Below are 24,434 nucleotides of genomic sequence, written 5' to 3'. Positions count from 1 at the left end.
CCGCATGAATGATCTTCCTAACAGGTCACTAGATCGTTCCTGGAAGTCCCGTCACAACTCTTGAGGACATATGACCGGCATTGAAGGTGGTCTCCGTCACATGTGCCCCGGCTCCCATCACCTGAGAGTCAACAGCATGGGAACGATAAAGCTTGACGACAGGCGCTCCAGTGGAAGGTCTTGTAACCGAAAGGGCGACCAGAGATTTCCTTGACTGGCTGTAGTGCCATGCCAAAACGACATGATTTCCGGATTTCGTCGTTTCCGCCCTCATCCCGTTTTGCGGAATATCGGCCTTACCAGAAACCGATGGGGAGTTTGTAATCGGATTTTTTCCGGACCAGAACTCGATCGTGTTGAAGATAATGACATCACCCAGACCTGCAATCGCATACACGGGGAAAATGATCAAAAGGGCATTCACACCGGACCGGGCCCACTTGTTCTCGATCGTCCCGTTGGATTTATAAAGCAGATGAACCAGGGCATATTGCCCATAACATCCGGAAAGGACTCCCATAAAAACAACAAGCATACCCGCGGAAATCCATGTTTTGGTTTTGTTGAACATCTCCGTCTCCTCATTTTTGATTGTGAACCTGGTTCTGGGAGTCAGCGGCCCAGAAGAAACGGTACAAGCATACGAACAACACATACTTTTATCAAATTTATGGGGTCTGGAGGCTCGACTGTCCTGAAATCTGGGCACCGGTTTCATAAACCGAGCCATTGACGGAGAGGGAATAGACCGCTGCAATACAGGAGTAAGATCCTGAGCAACCCACTTGGCCAACGGTCTCGGAAATTCCGGAACCAGGAAGGGTTTGCAGTTCGAATATCCAGAGACCATTTCCCGTCGATGTCTGAGAGACACCATTCGAGAGATAGATAAGGGTTCCGGATGATCCAGTCAACCAGAAGCTTCCGGAAGGATCCGGAGAAACTTCCTGAAGGAATCCCGCCTGCTGGGAGAAGCTCTGGGGAATCGCGACAGGATACCAGGACAAGGTCGACAGCTGGCTCTGAAGGACGGCTCCGGGTCCCACAGCGATGCAGGTCCCTGACAGCTGGCACGCCACTCCGCTGATACCCTGGGGGGCATCTGCCTGGGAAATGGGTGAAAACTGGAAAGTCACCCCGGAATCGGAGGAAACCACCAGTCCGGGAATACCCTGCCCGGATGTCGTTTGAGCCGAGATCAAAATGGTTGAGCCAGAAATCGCCACCTGTCCATAGTTGGCAGGTCCGACACCGGACGATGAGGAATTCAGGACAGCCGTCCATGCCCCGGAAAGGATCGGCAGGATATACATTGAATTGTTGCTTCCAACCGCAACACAGGCAGGAGTCGTTACCGTCTGGCAGCTGACGGAGTTCAAGGTCAGGTTACCATTGACCGTTTCATTGGTGACCTGAAAGGTGGCCCCTCCATCAAGTGTCTGGGCGATCAATCCCTGATTTCCGACAATGTAGCAGATCAGGGTCGAGGGACAACTGATCGATGTCAGGTTGAAGTTGGCAAGAGCAAATCCTCCGTTGACAAAATCCAGTGGCTGATAGGTCAGTCCACCGTTCTGGGTCAAGAGGATCAGGCCGTTTTGACCCACCACAAAACAGGTCGATGGCCCCGGGCAGGAAACGGATGTTGGCTGTGAGCCGGAGGGTATGGAACCGGCAACCCACAAGAAACTCTGGCTCTGCGACTGACAGGATCCCACAACCCCTAAAGCAATCAGCAGAAACAACCATTTGCTCATCCACAAAAAGCGAACGCAAGCTCTCCAAAGTCTTCTTGACAGGCTTACCGGCAAGGAACCGGAAATAAAGCCGGTGACAGGGTCATCCATTGGTTTTGAATAACTCCCGTTTCTCAAGAACGCGCATAACCTTTTTGGCTGCCCCGGTCAGGGGAACCTCCCTTGCCTCTCCGATTCCGGGGAATACCCTTGCGTTTTCAGACCCTGTTGGCAGAACATCCACTTCGATAATCAACACCTCTTCCTCGATATGGGTATAAACATGAGAAACCCTGCCAATCATCCTCCCTGTTTTTTCTGAAGAAGCCACTTCATCCATGACATCCCCGGGAAAATCCCAGAGTCCTTCCAAAAAACGTCCTCCCGAGCGGATCACAAGGGTAAGCCCTTTTTCAGGCGGAAGAACAAGGGCTGTTCTGATGACCTTCCTTCGGAAACCTCTTTTCATTATTGGCAAACTGGAATCAAGAGAAAAACGGGACGTCAGGCATTGGGAGGAGAGGGGACATTCATCACACAAGGGAGCCCTGATCCGGCAAACAGTTGCACCGAGGTCCATCAACGCCTGATTGACCTCTCCGGGAGAGTCTCCCGGCAATTCGACAAACGCTCGTGAAATGTTCCAGAGATATTCGAGCTTGTCTCCTTTTTCAGGGGAATCCATGAACTGAAAAAGACGGCGATTGACCCTACGAACGTTCGCATCGAGAATCGGCTCCCTTTCCCCAAAAGCAATCGATGCAATTGCTCCTGCAGTGGACGGTCCTATACCTGGCAAAAGTTCCCACTGCGCTTTTGTTCTGGGAAACGAACCGGAAACCACGATCATTTTAGCCGCCCGATGGAGATTTCTTGCCCTTTGGTAATATCCCAGTCCTTCCCAGAGTTTCAGGAGATCGTTCTCCGAAGACTCTGCCAAAAGATCAACCGAAGGGAATCGCACCATAAAACGCTCAAAATATCCGACCACAGCAGAAACAGTCGTCTGTTGCAACATGATTTCCGACACCCAGACCCTGTAGGGGGTAATGGGGTCCCTCCACGGCAGCTTTCTCGCAACATTACCGTACCATCCCAGAAGCCGGTCTCTTGCCTCCAAAAAATTGAAGGAAGCCCTTCCGGCAAGCAGATCCTCCTGATCAACCGACCGGGAGATTGTCTCCAGAAAAAGTCCTTTTCCAGTCAATGATCAAACCCCCTTTTCCAGAAAAAAGCACCTGGCCTGGCAATCGGAGCGCTCCCGGGGGGAGAACCGGACGATAGAGTTCCACATAAACTGTCACGAAGATCCGAAGGCAGCCTAGCCTGACGGGATGCTTCATCAAGAAGATGGCGCAAGGTTTCCCGCGATGGCAACGCATGGTGAGGGAGAATCAGATCCGGTGGGTGACCGGATGATGGAGGAAAGGAAAAAAGAAAGTCGATATCCAGGATACGAGGCCAGAGCCTTCCCTTACCTCTTCTGGGGACTTTTCGTTCAAGTTCATTGAGCCAGTTAAAAAAACCCGGAACACATAGCCTGGTCACCCCGACAACAACAACATTGTCATAGGAAGGAGCCGGAGTTCCCCAAGCCAGTGTCCGGGCAAAAGAAGACATTCCTGTCAATCTGAAAAAAGAGCTTTGAAACATACTGGAGAGACATCTTTCAATTGCTATTCTCGACCCGGGAAGATTTCCTCCGAGTGAAACTCCTGCAATCACCCTGATTTCCCGGAAAAACAGGAAAAAGGAAACATGTTTTTTCTCCGGCTAGTTTTTGGGGGTAAAGAGCCCCTCATTCACAATCCTGTCGATGGCTTCCTTTAGTCTCGGCGTATCGACCGTCAGGGCGAAGCGGACATAACCTTCTCCGGAAATTCCGAATCCGTTTCCGGGAGTCGCGACAATTCCAGTGCGGCTCAACAAGGCCAAAGAGGCCTCCTCGGACTTCATTCCCGCAGGTATTCCCGCCCAAAGATAGAACGATGCTCCCGGCGGGATGACGCGAAGACCGGCGGTCCTGAGACCCGATACCAGAACATCACGGCGCTCTTGATACATGCTACGGAGATTCTCCATCCAAAAATCCGGAAGCGCCATTGCGGCAATCGATGCCTCCTGGAGAGCCTGAAAGATTCCGGAATCCATATTGCTTTTGATTTTTCCAAGACCTGCGAGGACCGATGCGTTACCAACCGCAAAACCGACTCTCCACCCGGTCATGTTGAATGTCTTGGACAAGCTGTGAAATTCGATTCCCACTTCCTTTGCCCCAGGAAATGAAAGGAAGCTCTTTGGAGCATTCCCGTCAAAATAGATCTCGGAGTAAGCCGCATCATGCGCAACGATAAAGCCATATTTTGTTGCTTTTTCTATGACTTCTGCAAAAAATGAATCCGGAGCGACAGCACCGGTTGGATTGTTCGGATAATTGATGAACATGATTTTTGTACGACGATAGACAGAATCCGGAATTGCCGAAAGATCAGGCAAAAATCCATTGGATTCCAGTATTGGCATGTAGTAGGTTTCTCCGCCGGCAAAAAGAGTACCGGCATGATAGACCGGGTAACCAGGCTCAGGGACCAGAACCGTATCTCCCGGATCAATGAATGCGAGCGGCATATGGCCGATCCCTTCCTTGGAACCGATAAGGCCCAGCACTTCCGTGTGAGGATCCAGGTCGACCAGAAAGCGCTTTTTGTACCAGTGGGCAATCGACTCCCTGAACGAGAGCATTCCTTCATAAGAGGGATACTGATGGTGCTCTGGACGGCCCAGGGCAATCCTAGCAGCCTCAACGATCGGAGGGAGTGTCGGGGTGTCCGGATCTCCGATTCCAAGGTTGATGATATCCATTCCCTTGGCCATCGCCTCACGCTTTTTTTCATCAATACGGGCAAAGAGATACGGTGGAAGACTTTTAATTCTTTGAGACCACTTGGCGCGAAAATCCATCAGCTAGACACTCCTGTAAAAGTTTGGGATATGTGAAAACGACAAAAAATCGGTTATTGCCTGAGAAAACACCTCACTCCCGTCAGATACCCGACAGGATGACTTTCCCTGTATTCTAGCAGAGCAGGCAAAAGGCTTCCAGCCTCAGACTCACTCAATCAGAATTCTGTTACATTGCTTAAAAATGGGGACAAAGGGGGATTTTTCCAATCTCAGCTTCTAAAAGTAGAAAAACCCTAAAAAGCGGCATGAAAGGGTCTTTCTGCCATTCCATTCCCGGACTCCGACCGTTCTCAAGGCTTGCATCGATGACCCTTTTCTGACAGAAGGCTCGACTTCTGACCATTCCCGGTCACCTCCTGAATAGGACTCCGGACATGGGAGTTTTTGAGGAGGTCAGTGGGTTGGCCATCTTGATCGAATTGCCTACCATGTTCGTTGTTATGAACAAATCAACCATTTTCAGTCTCATTCCTTACTGGAATAACGAGACTCCTTTCAGACTCATACCCTGTTGGATGAAGGTGACTCTTGTTTTTTTTTTGACACGGTAATATCATCGGCAATATGAAACTATCGCGCGTCGTCTTGGATACGAATGTATTGGTGGCGGCTTCCCGCAGCCGCCTGGGTGCGTCATTCACCTTATTACAGGCCATGAGAGACAGACAGTTTCTCGTCTTGCTTTCGGTACCGCTGATCCTGGAGTATGAAACCGTCCTCAAGCGCCCGGAGCAACTGGCAGCCAGCGGGCGAAGCGCCCTCATGACGGATGCGTTTCTGGACGCTTTGTGTTTGTGCGGCGAACCGGTCCATCTGCATTACCTCTGGCGGCCCCAACTGCGCGATCCCGCCGACGAAATGGTCCTGGAAACCGCGCTGAATGGCCGCGCGGACGTGTTGGTCTCCATGAACATCCAAGACTTTGCCATCGTCGGGCGTTTTCGCCTGAAAGTGGCGACACCTGGCGCATTTTTACACCAATTACGAGAGGAGCAACCCTGATGTCCAACTATGCCCTGCGTGTGCCTGAGTCCCTGCTCGCCTACGTGCGCCAGGTGGCTCAGGAAGAACATGTATCCATGAACCAGTTTTTTGTGACGGCCATCGCCGAAAAGGTCTCGGCCCTCAAAACAGAAGCCTATTTCCGCGAGCGTCAGGCGCGTGGTGATATCGCCGCCCTCGACGATTGGCTGGCGGCCAGCCCGGACAGCCCACCGCTGAAGGGCGATGAGCTGGGCTGACCGGCGCTCTTGGGAAGCCTTTCGACGACGGTATGGATGGGTAGCTTGCAATCCTCACAAATGCTGTTCCGCACCCCGTCGATGGCCCGATCTGATCGGGCTGTCAACCCCTCTTGTACCCGTAAAGGAATGAGTCCTCAGGGAAAAAACACCTTACGCGTTTTTTCATGGATCTTCCTAGCACTGATAATGGCGATATCCTCCGCAAAGCGTCGTTGAACACCATGAGTCGATGGGGAGAACAATAGGAAACCTCTTTCCTTCTCAGTCTTGGATTCAGGGAGCAGACTTCGTCCCACTCTCTTTCTCTCCACCGGGATAACGGTAAAGATGGGCCAGAACCAGGGCCACAGCCTCGTAAAACTCGACAGGAATGGGATGATCCAGAGGTAATCCGATCAACATTTTGGCAAGTGGAGGGTTTTCAGTCACAGGAATTTTGTAGAGCGAGGCCTGCTCCAGGATGGCTTTAGCGACTTCTCCCTTCCCGGAGGCAAGAACAACCGGAGCACCATCTTCCCCTGGAAGGTATCGGATCGCAATCGCCAGACGTGACAACTTTTCAGGATCATCCATGATCTTTCCGGTGCCTTTCCAGCAATATCGAGATATTTTTTTCAAGGGCCGCGCCCAGATCGCTCTCAAGGCTGTTCCAATAAGACATCAGAAAGGGGGAAGATGTCCTTGGATAAAGATTTAATCTAGCGGATGACGGATCAAAGACACCGGCGAGCTCCAGATTTTCCCCCGTTGCATAGGACACGGAAAGTCTGAAAGAAAAACTCGCAGACGGAAGATTTTCGGACTTTTTTGAGGAGTGAGCCTCTTTTTCATCCGGCCAGCAGATCTCGAACATCACCGAAGGAGGAGATCCCCCAGCAAAAAGCAAACCTGGTGGAACAGGTCCATCCACCTTTTGAAAGGTAAGATTCGGAATATCCCCATTTTTTAGAGAATAGGTCTCAGCCATCATCTGTGCAGGGGTTTGGAGGGAACTGGCCGGGATGGCTCCATCTGTTTCGAAAAATAAGGCTTTTGATATGGATTTCTCCAAACCGGATGTTTCCTCATGATCGCCGCCACTGACTCGAGTATTTCCCAGGAGCAGCAACAATGGAGGAGAAGTGGCGACTTCCTGATTCCCCTTGAAAAACAATTGGTTGTTCTCTTCAAAAAGGAATCCGGAAACGCTTTGACGGGAAAGGGTGGGCGGAAGGCTTTCAGGAGGCAGTGAAAGAATCAGGGGAACCTTCAGTCCCGGAAGACTCACTGACCATAAAAAGGGAGAAGAGGAACGAAGCGGCGACAGGAGTGCGGACAAAACTCCTTTCGGCGCTGTGCGCAGAAGACGCACAAGACCCAAAAGAGGATCTGGTCCAAAAGGAATCCCCCCGCCAGACAGATCGGGTGGTTGCACACCTGACATCGACACTCTCCCGGGCTATCCGACACCTCCACCGGATAGCCTTGCCATTCCCAGAATCAACTCCACCTCCCCTTCACTTCGGCCGAGCCTTTTTGCAATCTCAGGAATCGACTGACCCGACATGGACCAGGAAACAGCCTTTTCCTGGTCAGTCAACGGAGACGACTTCCTTAAATCAGGAACTACCGGTTCCAGAACCTGAGAGGTCTCCCGATGAGAATCCTGTGGCGGGACAGGAGAATGAAAAGAAGGTCCCGTCTGAAAATTTTCCAGATCCTCAAGCATTCTCTCTGCATCATAAAATGCCACCTGAAGCCTGGAGCGTTCCATTGTCATTTTGGCCAGAAGACTCTTCATCTGGGCAACCTCCCGGTTGTCTCCCGTGGCAATGGCATCCTTCCTCGGGCTCTGGACGGGATAAACAGCAGAGGGACTGACCGATTGGACAGGGGGATCGACCGTATTTTTCCCAGGCAAACGCCGGCCTTTATCAATCGCCAGCTGACGCATTCTCATGCGGACAACACGAAGGTAGACGATCGATATCGCACCCGCAACCAAAAAAATCAAATCGAGAACACCCTGCATCAGATCAAACCCCACAGACTCCCCTCACGTTCTGACGATCGATCAAACCCTGAGATCAAGGTGTCCTTTTGACCGGGGATAAACGGCATCCGGCTCATTTTCTTGGTCTTTTTGCTTCTCGTCTGTGGCATCCTCCTCCTCACCCGATCCAACGGCATCCTCCCGGGACAGGGAAACGGGATGAACCTCCCTGATTTTTTCCACCTCGGAAATAGCGAGAGCCATCGTGGAAACGGCAGGAAGAGAGGGATTAAAAGGGGGAGAAGCCTGAATCAGCGCCGGTATCTGCTCAATCGATTGCTGAACACCCACTGTCGGCAAGATACTCATATTGGACCTCCATCTCTATCCGGAGGTCACAAAAGATCAATCATGCGACTTCCCGGACTTTCAATGACTTCCTTCTATCATACATCCGGGAATTCTTCAAATCTCCGGAGGAGGTAGCGGCTTTGAATGCTCTTGCTTCTGGTTTGGAAATGTCCGGTGGGGACCAGGGCCGGAATCAGCCAGCGGAAGGACAGTAGGTGAGTGGTACTCCCTGTTCAGGATCAGGATCTCTACACGACGATTTTTTTCTCGTCCGGACGCGGTCATGTTTGAAGCGATCGGACGAAAACGCCCGAACCCCGAAGCACCTCCCCTCCTTGGATCCAGAGGACCTTCACGAATCAGCTCGGTCAGGACATTCACGGCCCTCATCGTGGAAAGGACCCAGTTATTGGGATACTTGGATGTCCTTATGGGCTGATTGTCCGTATAACCGCTGATCCGGATTTCTTTTTTAGACTTTGCGAGAATTCCCGCTACCTTTTTCAGGACAGGCAATGCCTGTGGACGGATTTTTGAATGTCCCGACTCAAACAGAAGTTTTGACTGAATTCTGAGCACAATTCCGTGTTTTGTCTGGACAACCTGCATATCCCCTTTTTGGGAGGATTTCTCCACCATAAGCTGCATGGCCTGCACCATAACCGCCTGTGTCTGAGGAGTGATTTTTCCGGACTGCATGGTATTGTCCTTCGGAATGATCACATGAGTCGACCCAATCACCTTTTTGTGCTGAAATGTGGCGGTAATGGCGTTGGACATGACCCTGAACTTTCCGGTATTCAAGGAAGAGATCGCATACAGCATCACAAAAAAGGCAAAAAGGAGGGTGATGAAATCGGCGTAGGAAACAAGCCATCTCTCGAGATTTTCATGTTCTTCATGACGGGCTTTTTTAGCCATTGTCCTTCGCTCCCTAAATCATGACTCAGGTGGAAGGCAGATGAACCCGTTCCGCCTCGCTCAGGAATCCTGCCAGAAGATCCTGGATGTTGTTCGGATTTTCCCCCTGACCGATTGCGACCAGTCCAGCAATGATCATTTCCCGGAACTTTCCTTCGGAACGATTCTTGATCTTGAGCTTTCCAGAAAGCGGCAAAAAGATCAGGTTGGCAGAACCCACCCCATACACCGTGGCGACAAAGGCAGTGGCGATCCCTTCAGCAAGCTTGTTCGGATCGGAGAGGTTGCTCATGACATGGATCAAGCCCAGAACCGCCCCAAGGATTCCGATCGTCGGAGCATACCCGCCAGCGGCTTCAAAAACCTTGGCAGCTCCGCCCTCTTCCTCTTCCATATAGAACGATTCTCCTTCAAGAGCTTCGCGAACCTTGGCGATATCCGTGCCATCCATCACCATTCTGACACCGCGGGTGAAAAATCCATTGGCCTTGATAAATGGATCCTCAAGATAGGCCTCAAGCTTTAACAACCCTTCCTTTCGTGAAACTTTTGCAAGCTCGACGATTTTCAGGATAAGGGGCACCGGATCGGACTTTGAATTCAAAAACAGCCGGGGAATCCCCTTGACTGCGGCAATGACCTGTGGAAGGGGTGTCGTCACCATCGTCGCGCCAATCGTTCCGCCGAACACAATAATGGCAGCTGTCAGCTGAAAAATGGTCCCGAGAGGCAAACCTTCCATCGTTGCCCCGCCGAGAATTCCACCGATACCGATCAAGAAACCCAGAAGGGTCGTGATATCCATGGTCTTTTAGCGCCCGGATCCTGAAACATCAGACTGGTGTCTTCTGAGAAGGCTCATGATATCAATAATCGTTACCAGGGAATCATCAAGATGGGCCACTCCGGTAATGGCATCCGCAAAACTTCCGGCCATATTGAAGTCCTGACGGTTTTCAATATCCTTTCTGGGAATCCTGATGACCTGGTTGACCGAGTCCACCGTCAAACCCGCAAGAATCCCTTCCGCATTCACAACGATCGTTCTCATATCCTCGGTCACTTCCGATGCGGAAGGAAATCCGAGAAGCCTTCTGAAGTTGATCACCGGCAGAATTTTTCCCCTGAGATTGACCACACCATCAACATAGTGGGGAGCCTTCGGCACACGGGTCAAATCCGAGAGCCTGTTGATCTCCTGAACATGAATGACTTCACATCCATAATTTTCCCCTGCAAGGGTAAAACTGACCAGTTGGAGGATCTCATCTGATCCATCAGCAAAGTCTGTCCCCGACGGAGATCCCGGGGAGAATGGCTCAATGGATCTGTCGGTCGAAAGTTCCTTCATTGGACAATTGCCTCCTTCATTTTGAGAACAAGAAACCATTCGAATAGAAAATCAGGCATCCGTCCTGAACTGCGCGAGATATCGTTCAAGCTCTTTCATTCTTGAATCCATCTCCACCCCGGCATCAGCGGACTCTTTCGCATTTTGACGGATCAGCTGAATTCCGCGGGAGGAGCTTTCCACCGCTTCTGTCACATTGGAAACCGCTTCACTCTGTCGGGCAGAATCTTCGGCGATCTCGTTGACACGGATCGTCACCTGATTGACGGAAGCGGTGATTCCGGAGAGCAGTGTGGAAGCCTCCTCCATCACCCCCATCAGATCGATCATCTCCTTCGATCCCGAAGACATCACCCTTACCGACTTTTCGGTCTGAACCTGAATAGACTTTATCGTCTCGGCAATTTCCCGCGTGGAAAGTGTCGTTCTTTCCGCCAGTTTTCTAACCTCGTCGGCAACGACAGCAAATCCTTTTCCCTGCTCCCCTGCACGTGCGGCTTCAATGGCCGCATTGAGGGCAAGGAGATTGGTCTGCTCGGCGATCTCGTCAATAATGGTGATGATCTGGGAGATTTCCTCGGAGGACTTGCCAAGCTCCAAAATGCTTTTGGTCGCATCGGAGACGACTCCGGAAATTCGTGTCAGTTCCTGCCCGGCCCTCTGAATGGATTCCAGTCCCCTCAGGGCTTCCCGATCGGTTTTCGTGGAGAGTTCTGCCAGGGAGCGGGTATTTTGGCTCACAGACCGGATCGATCCGGATAGCTTTTCCGTGGCTTCGGCCGCACCGGCAATCATTTCGGCCTCATGGTCCGTCCTGGAGCGGATGCCGTCAAGCTTTCCGATGATACCCTTGGCAATCAGCATGACCCTGGAGGCTTCTTCCCGCTGTTTTATAACGACTTCACGGATCTTCATGACCATCTCATTAAAATGCGTCATCAAGCTTCCGATTTCGTCACCGGTTCTGGGCTGGACGGTCCGGGTAAGATCCCCCTGGGCCGTCTGCTCAATCACTGAAACGATCTCCTGAATCGGTCGGATGGCAAGGGTTCTCATCGTAATGGACAGAAGGACGGAGAGAACAATCATCGTTGCAAGTGACAATATGGAAATCTCCATGATCATGGAATTTTTCGAATGATTGAAAGCCGTCAGGGGGGTACTGATCCTGAGAACCGCCATGACTGGCTGATCCTTTTGGAATCCATGGCAGAGAAGACAGTTATTGGACATTTTGATCGGCAGTAACCGGGTCAGTGCAGGAGTTCCATCAACTGTTTCCTGATATGAAACGGCACGACCGTATAAAAGAACATTCTTGAAACGGGAATCCTGCCCCAGACGGCCAGAATCATTCTTGGGCCGGGAAAAGAATGAACGACGGGCGTAGGCATCGTAATGCCTCCATGCGTTGACCCGATCAATCATCTTGTTGTCATAGAACGCCTGCTTGCCGGATGGCCGAAGAACCTGAACCCTCAAAATCCCTTCAAGATGTTTCTGATCCTCTATAACCTTCTGAGAAAGGACTGGTGCATTGACCGACATCATCACCGTCGAAAGGCTACCGATGATGGACTGTCCCATCATTTCGGATCGTTTTCCCTCCTGATTCATCAGATCACCCGAAACCTTATAGATCGTCAGTACCCCCGTCACAGAAAGAAACAGGAGCAGAATCAAAAACACGGACAGCTGGATCTTTCCCTGTAATTTCAATCGACCTCCCCTACCCCCGGACAAACCCTTCTATCGGGAAACGGCCGATACCCCCTGATGGCCGCGGATCTGGATATCTTGCAAAATCTCACCGACATCAAGAATCAGAACCACCTTCCCATCGCCGGTAATCGTTGCCCCTGCCATTCCCCTGATACCTGACAGGATTGGCCCCATACTCTTGATGACCACTTCCTCCTGGTATGGAAGTGCCTCGACAACAAGACCTACGGAGCGGGAGCCAAGCTGAACAACAACCACATAACGGTTTTTTCCTGCAGATTCATTGGCCTCACCGGGGATTTTGAACTCATCCCTTAGCCTCAGGAGTGGCAAAACCTGATTCCGGAGATTTAAAACTTCAGCTCCCGAGAGTGTCCGGATATCCGATTCAGTGATTTTGACCGTTTCCACAACGGACTGAAGCGGTACCGCATAGACTTCATCCCCGATCGCGACCATCAACGCCTGGATAATGGCAATGGTCAAAGGCAGGTTGATCACAAATGTCGAGCCCAGTCCATTTTGGGAGCGGATCTCGACTGTGCCATTGATCTTGTTGATATTCGTCCTGACCACATCCATTCCGACACCACGGCCGGAGACATCCGTCACCTTTTCGGCAGTGCTGAATCCAGGCAAAAAGATGAGATTGACCAGCTCTTCAGTGGTCATCCGGTCAGCATCCGCCGCCGAAATCAGATTGCGTTCGATCGCTTTTCTGCGGACCCTGTCCACATTGACACCATGACCGTCATCTGAAATCTCGATGACAATGGAATTTCCCTCCTGATAGGCAGAAATCCGGACGACGCCTTCAGGGCTTTTCCCAGCGGCAAGACGTTCCTCAGGCATTTCAAGACCATGATCGATCGCATTCCGGATAATATGGACAAGCGGATCGCCGATCTCCTCGATAACGGATTTATCCAGTTCCGTTTCTTCTCCGGACAGCTCAAGACGAGCCTCTTTCCCCAATTTTCTCGACAGATCCCTGACCATCCTCGGGAATTTTCCAAGAACCTTCTTGATGGGCTGCATTCTGGTCTTGATGACCGCCAGCTGAAGATCCGTTGTCACCCTGGACAACTGAATGACCGCCTCAGCGATATCCTTCTGCTGTTTTTCCCAATCTTCATCCCCACTGGTATCGGTGGCGAGACGAACCAGCCGGTTGCGGCCAAGAACGAGCTCTCCGACCAGATTCATGACATTGTCGAGTCGCGAGGTCTCAACCCGAATCGTCTGATCCACCTCAACTCCCGAGGATTGCGGCGCGGCCCCTTCCGTCTGGGCAGAAGCGGAGGGAGAGGGTTGAGAAGAGACGGCAGGAGAAGGATCACGTGATACGATTTCAGCGACTTTAGCAGGGAGAGGAGGAGCGGGTTCTTCTGTTTCTGACTCTTCCGGGTCCTCGGGGGGAACAACCATTCCCGCCTCTTCGGAATCCGGAACGGCCGGCCCCGTTGATTCATGAGATGAAGCCTGGTCTTCTCCCCACTGGAGAAGAAGGTCAAGCTTCATCGTGAGGGTATCAATATCCACATCGGCCTGAACTCCCGTGTGAACCTCTTCCAGAAGAAGCTTCAGAGCATCCATTGCTTCCAGAATGATATCGATCACCGCCGGCTCTGCCTTCATCATTCCCTGTCTCAACTGATTCAGGACATTTTCGGCATGATGGGCAACCTCAACAATCCGCGTCAGGCCGATAAAACCTGCGGATCCCTTAATACTGTGGGCAGCCCGAAAAATTTCGTTCAGAAGAGATGTATCGTCCGGCCTTGCCTCAAGCTGGACAAAAAAGTTGTCGAGACCTTCAAGCATCTCCTGCGCCTCGGCAAGAAACTCCTGAACAATTTCCTTCATCTCGTCATTATCAAACCCTTCCGCCACCGGTCACCCCCCTGAGGAATCAGACAACAGCCAATGATTATTCCTTGAAAATCTTTGCAACCTTTTCCTGAAGGGTCCCCACAGTGAAAGGCTTGACGATATAATTTGAAACACCAGCCTTGATTGCCTCAACAACATTTTCCTGCTTGGCTTCGGCTGTCACCATCAAAAACGGGATGCTTTTGATGGAGGGAGTTGCCCTTACCTTCCTGAGGAGATCGATTCCGGTCATATTCGGCATGTTCCAGTCTGAAACAACAAAATCAAATTTTTCAGAAACAAGTCTGTCATAAGCCTTTTGCCCATCCTCGGCCTCCTCGATATTGACGAATCCGATCTGACGAAGAGTGTTTTTCACGATTCTGCGCATCGTCGAAAAATCGTCAACAACCAGCACTTTCATTTTAAAATCCATTGTGTGGTATACCCCCAGAAATGCGACAGCCGAAGATCCCCGATCAGTCCAGAACAATCTCAAAAGAAAATCCGCGGCCAAGTTTTAGTCAATCCCGCACATAGCAAGGAACGACACCCTTACATGACAGATATGGCAATGGGCCAATCTACCATTTTTTCATACGCATTTAAAGGTTAATATAAAGAGATCAGCCCTCTTTATGACCGGAAGAGAGAAGCGCTTTTTTCAAATTCTTGATCGCGAGGGTATGGATCTGGGAAACTCTGGATTCACTCACCTCAAGAACCGCAGCAACCTCTTTCATGGAAAGCTCATCATAGTAATACAAGGACAGGACCAGTCTTTGCTTTTCCGGAAGGGCATCCAGAGCCTTTTCAAGAAGGGTCGACTCTTCACTCTTCAGAAACTCCGAAAGCGGATCGGCCTCCCCCGGAACCACCAGACGATCCAATATGGACGATCCTGAACCATCCTCCATCTCGAACAGATCTTCAATCGAATAAAGATGATGAGGTTCGATTTCATTTTCGAGTGTCAGATACTCATCGAGAGGCAAGGAAAGTGCTTTCGCCATCTCGCTGTCACTGGGCTCCCTCAGGAGGGTTGCACGCAAAGTCTCCCGCACGGCATGAACGGCTGAAGCTTTCTCCCTGACGGATCGTGGCACCCAGTCGGCCGAACGGATCTCGTCAAGCATCGCACCCCTGATCCGATGCTCAGCCATGGTCTTGAACTTGATCCCCCTTGAAGGATCAAATCGTTTCGCCGCATCGATCAGTCCTGTCATCCCGACACTGACAAGATCATCCACATCGATTTCCGGCGGAAGACGATGGGCATATCTCATCGCAAAAAATTTTATGGTTACAGCAAACTCTTTCAGGCTGGCCTCATCAAGTTCCATCATGGCCAATCACCTTTCATATCAAGCATCTTATCGGTTGAAAAACAACCTCCAAACAGCTCTCGACCACCCCTGACACTCCCGACACCCACAAAGAACAGATTCTCCACTGCACTAGCGCTCCAGAAGACGCTTCATCAGAAGACCGATACTTGCCCTCACTCCTTCACGCGGCGGCCTTGAAAGGAAATCCCTCGCAACCTGTCGCATTCCCAAGGCAAAAGGAGTTCCGGGAAGCATCTCCGCCAATGCCCTCTGATTGCGAACAGCCTGTGTCACGGAAGGATCAATCGGAAGGTAACCTCCGAACGAAAGATTCAGGCCCGGAATAAAACGGTCGGCAACCCTTGATACCAGATCAAAAAGCTCAAGGGCCTCCTTCCTGTCCCTGACCATATTGGCCAGAAAGAGAAAAGGTTTTCCCGACTGTCTCCGGTTCAGCACCTTCATCAGGGCAAAGGCGTCTGTGCGACTCGTTGGCTCTGGAGTCACCACAATCATTGTTTCCTGACTGGCCAGATTGAAGGTCAGGACATTCTCGGAAATCCCGGCACCGGTATCGATCAACAGGATATCCACCGATTCATCGATCTGGTCAAAGGCCGAAATCAGCCTGAGGTGTTCTTCGGGTGAAAGTTGAGTCAGGGACTCCACTCCGGAGGCTGCCGGAATAATTCTGATACCTGCTGGCGCCTCGATCATGATCTGTGAAAGCTCCGCAGAACCGGAAATAAAGTCCTTCAGGGTAAAAACAGGATGAAGGTTGAATAGGATATCCATGTTTCCAAGTCCAAGATCCGCATCAAAAATCAGAACCCGTTTCTTGAACGTATCGGCAAGAACATATGCGAGATTGGCCGCAACATTGGTTTTTCCGACTCCACCTTTTCCGCTCGTAATCGCAAGGATCCGGGGAGGGGGACCTTTCCTCTGGGGAGGTCCTTCCGGAGCTCCCGGATGTCTCAAGCCTTCGGCTTGGTCTGCCATCTATCTGAATCCTCCAATAATCCACTGGGACAAGCGACCTGAATGGGCAACATCGATATCATCGGGAACACGCTGCCCCATCGTCACATAGGATACAGGAAGTGGTGCCCTGGATAGAATGGGGTAGAGCGATCCAAGGGACTCGGTCTCGTCGAGCTTGGTCAGTATCATGTTGTTTGGAGCCAGACACTGGTAGAGCAAAATGGATTTTTCGATATCTTTTGTCTTGTGGGAGGCAGACAGGACAAGAGAGACAGAAAGGTTCAGATCTTCCAGTAGAAGGGCCGATACAAACGGATGGATTCTTGTGTCATCACCGGAAAGACCACCTGCTGAGTCCACCAGGATCACATCGTACAGTTCCCTGTCCCTCGCATCCCGAATGATGGAGACCAGACGCTCGGGAGTCGATGCGACCTCCACCGGAAGCCCCATCAGGTCGCCATAGATTCTCAGTTGCTCAAGGGCTCCTATCCGGTAAGTATCGAGGTTTACGAGAAGAACTTTTTTCCCGTGTCGTATGGTAAATCCTGCCGCAAGTTTTGCGATTGTCGTTGTCTTGCCCACTCCGGATGGACCTGCAAAAACACAGACGACCGGATTATTGTGGCGGATGCGGTCCAGAAAAGATCCTGACGTGCGGATATTTCTTGCGACCAGAAATTGCAAAAGAGAACCGATGCGCTCCTCGTCCCCGATCTCTCCCACATTCAGGGTCAGATCGGAAAGCGCTTCAAGAAGGGCCTGCCCGTCTTCCGGAGCGATCCCCTGACGGAGAAGAATCTCTCGAGCCAGCGCGAGGGAATCAACCGATTCATTCACCGGCTGATCCGGAACATTCCTGGCTCCTTCGGAGATCAGAGCCTCGACCTGTCTGGCAAGAGACTGGACCGTTTCCCTTGTCCCCGTTCCCCACTCTTCTTCCATACGATGAAGCGCCAGCCGAAGGGACTCGACCTCCCTCCGGAGGGAGGTCCGTTCATCTTCAACCGGATCCGGAGAAGCGGGACTTTTTCCAGAATGCCGGACATCATTCATCCAGGGGGGATCCATCTCTGGAAGCCCCGCTGTCACAACAACACCGGAGGTTCTTCCACGAGTCGCGGTCCTTCCTTCCCTGGAATCCAGAATAACCGCTTCCGAACCAAGTTCCCTCTTCACTTTCCGGAGAACCTCACTCATATCCTGGCCCTCGAATGTGCGAATGAGCATTGCCTAGACCTCCTGGTAACGAATAACATCCGAGGACACGATCGGGATATCCGACGGTACCTCAAGTGGTGAAATAACCGCAAGAGAAGGGAAATATCTTTCCAGAAGCCTCTTGAGCCCAACTCTGGCCTGGGGAGCAACCATCAGGACAGATTGGAGACCACGCCGACCCTGGCTCTCAAGAACGCTCCCCAGACTTGACAGCAACTTCTGTGCCAAGGATGGCTCAAGAACAAGCCCTGCCGCTCCGGAATGAGCCGCCTGTTTCAGGATCACCTCTTCCCATCCCCTGTCAAAGCTCACGATCTGAAGATTTCTGAGTTTGCCGGACAGGTAGGGATTGACAATTGATCGTCCAAGAGACTGCCGGACTCCTTCTGTCAGAGATGTCACATCCTTGGCATCCCGACCGGAGGAAACCTGATCGGCAAGCGACTCCAGTATGGTCCTCAAATCCCTGATCGAAACCCTTTCGGACAACAGCCCATGAAGTACCGAAACCAGCACACCCAGAGAAATTTGCCCCGGTATCAGATCCTCCACAAGCTTGGGGTAGTCTTGGGACAAGGCCTCAAGCAGGCGCCCCACTTCCTGTCTCCCGACAAGATCCGCACTATGGCTTCGTATGATTTCCGTCACGTGAGTAGACAGAACCGTCACAGGATCGACAACCGTAAAGCCGAGGCTTTCCGCCATCTCCCTCTTGTCCGAATCAATCCACACCGCGTCAAGGCCAAAGGTCGGCTCCTTGACCGGAACCCCATCGAGACTGCCTGAATCTCCTCCCGCATTCATGGCCAGAAGAGATCCATTTTTCAGCTCCCAGCGACCGACCGGATTTCCCTTGAGCAGAATCAGGTATTCATTGGGCTTAAGCTGAAGGTTGTCGCGAATATGAATAGGGGGAACAATAATCCCAAGCTCTCCCGCCAGCTGACGCCGGATCCCCCGGATCCGGTCCGTGAGATCAGCCCCCTCCCCTCCTTCGACCAAGGGAACGAGTCCATACCCAACATTGAGCTCCAGTAAATCAAGGGAAAGGTAGCTTTCAATATTTTCCGGTGCAGGAGGCTTGACCTGGGTCTTCTCCGATTCAATCCGTTTTTCCTCCTGCTTTTTCTTTCCGCTGATCTGGCTATAGGCCATCAGTCCGATAGTCGAACCAAGAGCCAGAAAGGCCAGATGGGGAAGACCCGGAACGACTGACAGAAAAAGGAGAATCCCGGATGTTCCGGCCATTGCCCGGCTCCTGTGAAACACCTGATCCCTGATCTCGACTCCCAGGTCATTTCCGGTACCGGCCCTGGTCACCACAATACCGGCCGCAACCGACACAATCAGGGCGGGGATCTGTGCGACAAGCCCTTCTCCAATCGTGAGCGTCGTATAGAATTGCAAGGCATCGGAAAGAGAAAGACCATTCATCAAAAGACCGATGAGCAACCCTCCGAGAATATTGACAAGGAGAATCATGATCGCCGCGATAGCATCTCCGCGAACGAACTTGGAAGCTCCATCCATCGCTCCAAAAAACTCTGATTCCCTGGAAAGCTCCTTTCGCCTCTTCCTGGCCTCTTCCTCCTTGATCGATCCGGAGTTCAGATCGGCATCAATGGCCATCTGTTTTCCGGGAAGTGCGTCGAGAGTAAATCGAGCGGCGACCTCAGCGATACGCCCGGCACCCCGGGTGACCACCATGAAGTTGATCACTACAAAGATCACAAAAAGGACGAGACCGACTGCATAAGATCCTCCGACGACAAAGTGGCCAAATGACTCGATCACATGTCCTGCCGCTTCGGTCCCGTCTTGCCCATGGAGAAGAATCAGCCTCGTCGAGGCTACATTGAGCGAAAGCCGGAAAAGGGTCGACAACAATAAAATGGTCGGAAAAATACTGAATTCCAGAAGGTTTCTGGTGGTCATCGCAACCAGCAGGATGATCAGTGAAAACGAGATGCTTCCTGCCAGGAGAAAATCCAGAAGAAAGGGTGGTAGGGGAACGATCATGATCGAAAGAATTCCAACAACGCCAACGATCACGAAAAAATCGGAAGAGTTACCGGAAGCCATTGGCTTGACCGGCCGGTCGACTTGTTCAGCCATGTTTCACTCCTGACAATGTTCCTTTTTCATACAAAACCGACAACACTTGGGCAACCGCCTGGTAAAAGACAAACGGAATCTCCCTGTCAACCGGACATGCTGCATAAAGAGTCCGGGCCAGAGGAGGATTTTCAATCACGGGAACCCCCGCTTCCTTCGCCACCCTTCTCATGTTCAGGGCGATTTCATCCTGACCCTTCGCAACCACCACCGGAGCCGCCATCGTATCCATGTCATAGAGAATCGCGATGGCGAAATGAGTGGGGTTGGTGATCACCACCGTAGCCTTTTTGACCTTGGCCATCATCCTCCGTCTTGCCATCGCTCTCTGAATGGACCGAATTCTCTGACGGACCTGAGGATCTCCCTCACTTTCCTTGAATTCTTCCTTGACCTCTGCCCTGGACATCCGGAGTTTCCGGAGAAGGAAAAATTTCTGCCAGCCGTAATCCAGAATGGCCAGAATCAGAAAAATGGGCAAAAGCCTGACAAGGACATCCCTGATCATCATTGAAAGGCTTGAGATCACCCGGTGGACTCCTGTTCCCCCAAGAGCAGGCAACCCCTCCCAGTCACTTCTCAAAAACCAGAACGTCACCCCCATGACGATTGCGATCTTGAGAATGTGTTTGACAAGTTCTCCTGCCGACTGGGAGGAAAAGATCCTTCCAAACCCCTTCGCCGGAGAGATCCGGTCCCATTTTAAAGCCAATGCCTTGGGGGACCAGGAAATGCCTCCCTGAATCAGGGTTGCCAGGACCCCTGCCCCCAAAAACAGAAGCCAGACAGGAAGTCCGACGCGAAAAGAGGAGACAATGGCCGACCCAAGAATCTTCGTAATGGAATCAGGCGTAATGAACGGATGGGCTGAAGCGGTAAAGAAACCTGCCATCTGTCCTTTCAACCCCAAAAGCAGCCTCTCTCCGGAGAAGGAGAGGAAAGCCATTGAGGCCAGAAGAAAGAAAAAGATCCCCACTTCGCGGCTTTTGGCAACCTGACCTTCCTCACGCGCCTTTTCAAGGCGCTTTTGAGTGGGTTCTTCTTCTTTCTCCTGAAAGTCCTGTTCAGCCATGGGAACCCAAAAGCTTCAGGAGATCAGGAAGATTCGATTCCATTCTGGAAAAGGCATGTTCCACAACGCTCCCAAAAAAAGGCAAAGATGCCATAAAAAGGACAAGCCCCCCCAGAAGGAGGAGCGGGAAACCCAATGTCAACAAATTTAGTTGCGGCATCATTTTCGACAGGAAACCCATCACCAGATTCAGAACAATTCCCCCCACCAGAAAGGGGGAAGCCAGAACAAATCCCAATTCCACGAATCGGCCAAAAAGGGAAAGGTATCCCTCGAAAAAGAAAGGCCCGAAGTTGCCTCCTCCCAGAGGAACCCATCGAAAGGATTCGGCCAATCCCCAGATCATCGCGTATTGGGCATTTGTCGCCAGAAAAACCAGAAACGCAACACTGTTCTGAAATGTCCCGAGAAGGGGAACCTCGGCAAGACCAAGGGGATTGATCACATCAACGATTCCAAAACCCACCTGGACCCCGGCCATTTCTCCCGCAAGGGCCACCGCCGAAAAGATCAGATACGCCGAAAATCCAATGGCAATACCTGTTGCAAACTCTGAAAAAAGACCGATCAGCCACGAGGAAAATGCCCCTTGATAAGGAGTCATATCCCTTCTGACAAGAGGAAACATCAAAAAGGCCAGCGCCATCGAAACCAACGCCTTGATCTTGACCGGAATGGCTCTGGAAGAAAGGATCGGCATGCTGACAACCATTCCTGAAACCCGTGACAGGATCAGCATGAACGTCACCGGATCCCGGGGATTCCATCCCGCGAGCGTCTGAAGAAGATTCACTGGGTAATCCCCGGAAGACGTCCAAAAAGATCTTGCGTATAGTCAAGAAGTTGACGGACCATCCAAGGCATCAGGATCAGCAGCACTCCAACCACTCCTGCCACCTTCGGCAAAAAGGAAAGAGTCGTTTCGTTAATCTGGGTCACTGCCTGAAACAGACTGACCACAATACCGATGACAAGGCTCACGATCAGGATGGGGAATGTCAGCACCATGGCCATTTTCAGTGCATCGTGTGTCAGGTCAATCGCCGTTTGCGGATCCATCATGGCTCCCTTCATCAGATACAAAATCCCATCTTTTTTGAATTCACATGCTCGATCAAGCAATCGCCATGCCAATGGGAAGCAGAGTTTTCAAGGAAAATCAGACGGAATGGGACATCATGAGGGAAGGAGGGCCGCCCCTGCCGGGGGAGTCTAGTGAAAGCTTTGCACAAGAGACCCGACAACCAGGGACCAGCCATCCACCAGAACAAACAGAAGAATCTTGAAAGGCATGGAGACAACAGTGGGAGGAAGCATCATCATTCCCATCGACATCAAGACCGAGGAGACCACCATATCCAGTATCAAAAATGGAAGATAGATCATGAAACCCATTTCAAAAGCGGTCGACAGCTCGGAGATCACAAATGCGGGAATCAGCACATACGTTGGAATATCGTCAGGACTTTTGACCTTCTCCGGAAGATGTCCGATCTTCATGAAGAGCGCCAGATCTTTCTTGCGGACCTGCTTCATCATGAAATTCCGGACCGGTTTCATCGCCTCGGTCAACGCCACATCCGGAGCCATCCTTTTCTCAAGGTAGGGAGTAATGGCGGTATCATCCATTGTTTTATAGACCGGAGCCATGATAAAGAAGGTCAGGAAAAGAGACAGTCCGATCATCACCTGATTCGGAGGCACCTGTGCTGTTCCCATCGCCTGGCGAAGAAAGGAGAGGACAACGATAATTCTCGTAAAGGAAGTCATCATGATCAAAATGGAAGGGGCCAGGGAAAGGACCGTCAGCATGAGCAGAAGCTCAACGGTCATTGCCACCTGGCTTGGCTGGCCATTGTCAGAGCCGAACTTGAGGGAAAGCTCCGGAAGCTGGGCAACCGGAGCAACGGACAGATTGCTTCCCCATGCCATATCCGGGAGGGCGGTCCATACCGAAAGGACAGACAGAAACAAAACCAGAAAAGAGAACCGGCGAATCAGAGGTCGAAACAGCATCAGACACTCCACCTTCTTCCATTGGAGGAAGATTCCCGTCCTTCTTTCAGCCGGCTTGCCGTTTCCTTGAGAAGATGATCGAAGCTTTTATTATCCCCTTTTGAAAATTCCGGCTCCTCAGAACGGTCAGGCGAGATCCTTTTTTCGGCTTGGACCGGGATACCGGCCACACCCTGGCCACTTTCTCCTCCACCAAGTCTTGAAAGCAAATTGACAGAAGTCGGGGTCACTCCGATCAAAAACTGTTCTCCTTTGACCGAAACCACCGAAAGGGTCGTCTTTGGCGCCAGAGTGCAACTTGTCAGGACCTCGATCGAATCCCTGTTTTCCCTCCTGAGAGAAGGGGCCCTTCGCTGAAGATAACGGATGAGCGCCACCGCTCCCAAAAAAAGAAGCAGGACAAAAAAGAAAGAGGCAAAAAGGCGAACCCCCATCATCATCATCGAGGGAGCGTGTGCATGAACGTGATTGATCATCAGGGACTCCATGGATAAATGAATTCAGAACCGCAAGCTCTCACAGACTTCTCACCCGCTCCACAGGACTGACGATATCGGTCAGCCGGACACCATATTTGTCATTGACCATAACGACCTCTCCACGGGCGATAAGCTTGTCATTGACAAGAATCTCCATGGGCTCTCCGGCAAGCTTCTCAAGCTCGACGACCGATCCCTGTCCCAGCTGCAAAAGATCCTTGATCAACATCTTTGCCGTTCCCACCTGAACAGAAATGGTCAGGGCAACATCCAGAAGAAAATCAATATTTTCAGGAGATTCTGTTGTTTTGCCCATATCGGCTCGACTGATTTCCGGCTCCGGAGCATCATTTTTGGTCAGATCCGCTTCCCACGCCGCGGCAAGAGCTTCCTGATCGATCTCTTCATCAGACATTCTCGAAATCCTTTCTCTTTGGACCGGGAGCCATTCATTTCCGGTACCGGTTACTGGATCACAAACTCCGTAAAGTAAACCGAACTCACCCGACCAAGGGTCAAAATGGAATTGATCCGGTGCTGGATCTGATTCCTGAGGGCCAGTTTTCCACCGGTTGAAGACAGGTCTTCCTCCGTCTCCGATCCCAGAAGGATCAGAATGATATTCTGGATCTCGGGCATCCGGTATTCAATTTCTTTTGCCACCTCCGGATTATTGAGCTTGAGCGCCACCTTCAGTTTCAAATATTTGGGAAGGGCATTGGGAGCGACCGCCAAATTCACCACAAAGGATTTCAGGTCGACAATGGGATTTTTCTTGACGAGACCTTCAAGCTCTTTGGGAGACATCGGGACTTCGGAAGGTTTTTTACCCTTGTGGTGAAGAAAGAAAAAAGCTCCCCCGCCGCCCAGGAGCAAAACGACCACCGCCCCTATGATGATCAGCTTTTTCTTTCCGCCGGATTTCGCGGGAGACGCTCCCTCTTCTTCATTCTCTGAATCTTCGGCCATTGTTCCTCCTCATGATGGATATTTCCGTTTTCCTGTCCTGAATACGCAATAATGATACCAGAAAGATTGCTTCCCCCTGAACGCAATAAAAAAGGGAGGCCGAAGCCTCCCTTTCCC

General features: G+C 51.4%; 28 protein-coding genes. 2 read left to right on the top strand and 26 right to left on the bottom strand.

The window, feature by feature from the left end; genetic code table 11:
- Nucleotides 1-28: 28 nt before the first annotated feature.
- The 5 genes from LFE_RS14045 to LFE_RS01525 all read right to left on the bottom strand — a co-directional run bounded on the left by LFE_RS14045 (nucleotide 29) and on the right by LFE_RS01525 (nucleotide 4,697).
- Entirely contained in the window at nucleotides 29-571 is a 543-nt protein-coding gene (locus LFE_RS14045) for a DUF3332 family protein (RefSeq protein WP_014448521.1), read from the bottom strand.
- Between the two features lie 97 nt (nucleotides 572-668).
- Complete coding sequence (locus LFE_RS14040; RefSeq protein WP_041773923.1) at nucleotides 669-1,847, bottom strand: hypothetical protein; 1,179 nt, start codon at nucleotides 1,845-1,847, stop codon at nucleotides 669-671.
- Entirely contained in the window at nucleotides 1,840-2,943 is a 1,104-nt protein-coding gene (locus tag LFE_RS12815) for an A/G-specific adenine glycosylase (RefSeq protein ID WP_014448519.1), read from the bottom strand. Before LFE_RS12815 ends, LFE_RS14040 begins: the two co-directional genes overlap by 8 nt.
- Nucleotides 2,940-3,461, bottom strand: coding sequence for a 2-amino-4-hydroxy-6-hydroxymethyldihydropteridine diphosphokinase (locus tag LFE_RS01530; protein ID WP_041773922.1), 522 nt, complete (start codon nucleotides 3,459-3,461; stop codon nucleotides 2,940-2,942). Before LFE_RS01530 ends, LFE_RS12815 begins: the two co-directional genes overlap by 4 nt.
- Before the next feature lie 48 nt (nucleotides 3,462-3,509).
- Complete coding sequence (locus LFE_RS01525) at nucleotides 3,510-4,697, bottom strand: LL-diaminopimelate aminotransferase (RefSeq protein ID WP_014448518.1); 1,188 nt, start codon at nucleotides 4,695-4,697, stop codon at nucleotides 3,510-3,512.
- A 567-nt stretch (nucleotides 4,698-5,264) separates the two neighbouring features.
- Here LFE_RS01525 and LFE_RS01520 point away from each other — a divergent pair.
- Nucleotides 5,265-5,702 (top strand): putative toxin-antitoxin system toxin component, PIN family, encoded by a 438-nt coding sequence (locus LFE_RS01520; protein WP_014448516.1) that lies wholly within the window; start codon nucleotides 5,265-5,267, stop codon nucleotides 5,700-5,702.
- Nucleotides 5,702-5,941, top strand: a complete 240-nt coding sequence (locus LFE_RS01515; protein ID WP_014448515.1) for a hypothetical protein — start codon at nucleotides 5,702-5,704, stop codon at nucleotides 5,939-5,941. The genes LFE_RS01520 and LFE_RS01515 overlap by 1 nt, the downstream gene beginning before the upstream one ends.
- A 276-nt stretch (nucleotides 5,942-6,217) precedes the next feature.
- On the opposite strand, the gene LFE_RS01510 is transcribed toward LFE_RS01515, so the two are convergent.
- The 21 genes from LFE_RS01510 to LFE_RS01410 all read right to left on the bottom strand — a co-directional run bounded on the left by LFE_RS01510 (nucleotide 6,218) and on the right by LFE_RS01410 (nucleotide 24,317).
- Nucleotides 6,218-6,517 carry an EscU/YscU/HrcU family type III secretion system export apparatus switch protein gene (locus LFE_RS01510; RefSeq protein ID WP_014448514.1) on the bottom strand — a complete coding sequence of 100 codons (300 nt, stop codon included), beginning with the start codon at nucleotides 6,515-6,517 and terminating at the stop codon, nucleotides 6,218-6,220.
- Nucleotides 6,510-7,367 carry a hypothetical protein gene (locus tag LFE_RS01505; RefSeq protein WP_014448513.1) on the bottom strand — a complete coding sequence of 286 codons (858 nt, stop codon included), beginning with the start codon at nucleotides 7,365-7,367 and terminating at the stop codon, nucleotides 6,510-6,512. The genes LFE_RS01510 and LFE_RS01505 overlap by 8 nt, the downstream gene beginning before the upstream one ends.
- A 15-nt stretch (nucleotides 7,368-7,382) precedes the next feature.
- A complete protein-coding gene (locus tag LFE_RS01500; protein ID WP_014448512.1) occupies nucleotides 7,383-7,970 on the bottom strand; it encodes a helix-turn-helix domain-containing protein in 588 nt (195 codons plus the stop codon).
- A 27-nt stretch (nucleotides 7,971-7,997) separates the two neighbouring features.
- Nucleotides 7,998-8,285, bottom strand: a complete 288-nt coding sequence (locus LFE_RS01495) for a hypothetical protein (RefSeq protein ID WP_014448511.1) — start codon at nucleotides 8,283-8,285, stop codon at nucleotides 7,998-8,000.
- Nucleotides 8,286-8,381: 96 nt separating this feature from the next.
- Nucleotides 8,382-9,188: a flagellar motor protein MotB gene (locus LFE_RS01490; RefSeq protein WP_014448510.1), complete on the bottom strand. Its 807-nt coding sequence runs from the start codon at nucleotides 9,186-9,188 to the stop codon at nucleotides 8,382-8,384.
- Between the two features lie 25 nt (nucleotides 9,189-9,213).
- Nucleotides 9,214-9,993 (bottom strand): flagellar motor protein, encoded by a 780-nt coding sequence (locus LFE_RS01485; RefSeq protein ID WP_014448509.1) that lies wholly within the window; start codon nucleotides 9,991-9,993, stop codon nucleotides 9,214-9,216.
- A gap of 6 nt (nucleotides 9,994-9,999) precedes the next feature.
- Nucleotides 10,000-10,539, bottom strand: a complete 540-nt coding sequence (locus LFE_RS01480) for a chemotaxis protein CheW (RefSeq protein WP_014448508.1) — start codon at nucleotides 10,537-10,539, stop codon at nucleotides 10,000-10,002.
- Between the two features lie 51 nt (nucleotides 10,540-10,590).
- Complete coding sequence (locus tag LFE_RS01475) at nucleotides 10,591-12,258, bottom strand: methyl-accepting chemotaxis protein (protein ID WP_014448507.1); 1,668 nt, start codon at nucleotides 12,256-12,258, stop codon at nucleotides 10,591-10,593.
- Between the two features lie 30 nt (nucleotides 12,259-12,288).
- A complete protein-coding gene (locus LFE_RS01470; protein ID WP_014448506.1) occupies nucleotides 12,289-14,154 on the bottom strand; it encodes a chemotaxis protein CheA in 1,866 nt (621 codons plus the stop codon).
- 37 nt (nucleotides 14,155-14,191) lie between these two features.
- On the bottom strand, nucleotides 14,192-14,569 hold the full coding sequence (locus LFE_RS01465) for a chemotaxis response regulator CheY (RefSeq protein ID WP_014448505.1): 378 nt from the start codon (nucleotides 14,567-14,569) through the stop codon (nucleotides 14,192-14,194).
- A 190-nt stretch (nucleotides 14,570-14,759) separates the two neighbouring features.
- Nucleotides 14,760-15,479 carry a sigma-70 family RNA polymerase sigma factor gene (locus LFE_RS01460; RefSeq protein WP_014448504.1) on the bottom strand — a complete coding sequence of 240 codons (720 nt, stop codon included), beginning with the start codon at nucleotides 15,477-15,479 and terminating at the stop codon, nucleotides 14,760-14,762.
- Between the two features lie 111 nt (nucleotides 15,480-15,590).
- Nucleotides 15,591-16,463: a MinD/ParA family protein gene (locus tag LFE_RS01455; protein WP_014448503.1), complete on the bottom strand. Its 873-nt coding sequence runs from the start codon at nucleotides 16,461-16,463 to the stop codon at nucleotides 15,591-15,593.
- Nucleotides 16,464-17,675 (bottom strand): flagellar biosynthesis protein FlhF, encoded by a 1,212-nt coding sequence (locus LFE_RS01450; protein ID WP_014448502.1) that lies wholly within the window; start codon nucleotides 17,673-17,675, stop codon nucleotides 16,464-16,466.
- A 3-nt stretch (nucleotides 17,676-17,678) separates the two neighbouring features.
- Nucleotides 17,679-19,781 (bottom strand): flagellar biosynthesis protein FlhA, encoded by a 2,103-nt coding sequence (gene flhA / locus LFE_RS01445; RefSeq protein ID WP_014448501.1) that lies wholly within the window; start codon nucleotides 19,779-19,781, stop codon nucleotides 17,679-17,681.
- Nucleotides 19,774-20,853, bottom strand: a complete 1,080-nt coding sequence (flhB, locus tag LFE_RS01440; RefSeq protein ID WP_014448500.1) for a flagellar biosynthesis protein FlhB — start codon at nucleotides 20,851-20,853, stop codon at nucleotides 19,774-19,776. Before flhB ends, flhA begins: the two co-directional genes overlap by 8 nt.
- Nucleotides 20,846-21,646 carry a flagellar biosynthetic protein FliR gene (locus LFE_RS01435; RefSeq protein ID WP_014448499.1) on the bottom strand — a complete coding sequence of 267 codons (801 nt, stop codon included), beginning with the start codon at nucleotides 21,644-21,646 and terminating at the stop codon, nucleotides 20,846-20,848. The genes flhB and LFE_RS01435 overlap by 8 nt, the downstream gene beginning before the upstream one ends.
- Nucleotides 21,643-21,915 (bottom strand): flagellar biosynthesis protein FliQ, encoded by a 273-nt coding sequence (fliQ, locus tag LFE_RS01430; protein WP_232502544.1) that lies wholly within the window; start codon nucleotides 21,913-21,915, stop codon nucleotides 21,643-21,645. The genes LFE_RS01435 and fliQ overlap by 4 nt, the downstream gene beginning before the upstream one ends.
- Before the next feature lie 150 nt (nucleotides 21,916-22,065).
- Complete coding sequence (fliP, locus tag LFE_RS01425; protein ID WP_014448497.1) at nucleotides 22,066-22,869, bottom strand: flagellar type III secretion system pore protein FliP; 804 nt, start codon at nucleotides 22,867-22,869, stop codon at nucleotides 22,066-22,068.
- Nucleotides 22,869-23,345: a flagellar biosynthetic protein FliO gene (locus LFE_RS01420; RefSeq protein ID WP_014448496.1), complete on the bottom strand. Its 477-nt coding sequence runs from the start codon at nucleotides 23,343-23,345 to the stop codon at nucleotides 22,869-22,871. The genes fliP and LFE_RS01420 overlap by 1 nt, the downstream gene beginning before the upstream one ends.
- A gap of 40 nt (nucleotides 23,346-23,385) precedes the next feature.
- On the bottom strand, nucleotides 23,386-23,763 hold the full coding sequence (gene fliN, locus LFE_RS01415) for a flagellar motor switch protein FliN (protein ID WP_014448495.1): 378 nt from the start codon (nucleotides 23,761-23,763) through the stop codon (nucleotides 23,386-23,388).
- Nucleotides 23,764-23,813: 50 nt separating this feature from the next.
- Complete coding sequence (locus tag LFE_RS01410; RefSeq protein ID WP_014448494.1) at nucleotides 23,814-24,317, bottom strand: flagellar basal body-associated FliL family protein; 504 nt, start codon at nucleotides 24,315-24,317, stop codon at nucleotides 23,814-23,816.
- Between the last annotated feature and the right edge of the window lie 117 nt (nucleotides 24,318-24,434).

Source organism: Leptospirillum ferrooxidans C2-3, assembly GCF_000284315.1.
GTDB lineage: Bacteria > Nitrospirota > Leptospirillia > Leptospirillales > Leptospirillaceae > Leptospirillum > Leptospirillum ferrooxidans.
The sequence above is the reverse complement of the archived record's forward strand: the minus strand, read 5'-3'. Positions and strand labels throughout refer to the sequence as shown.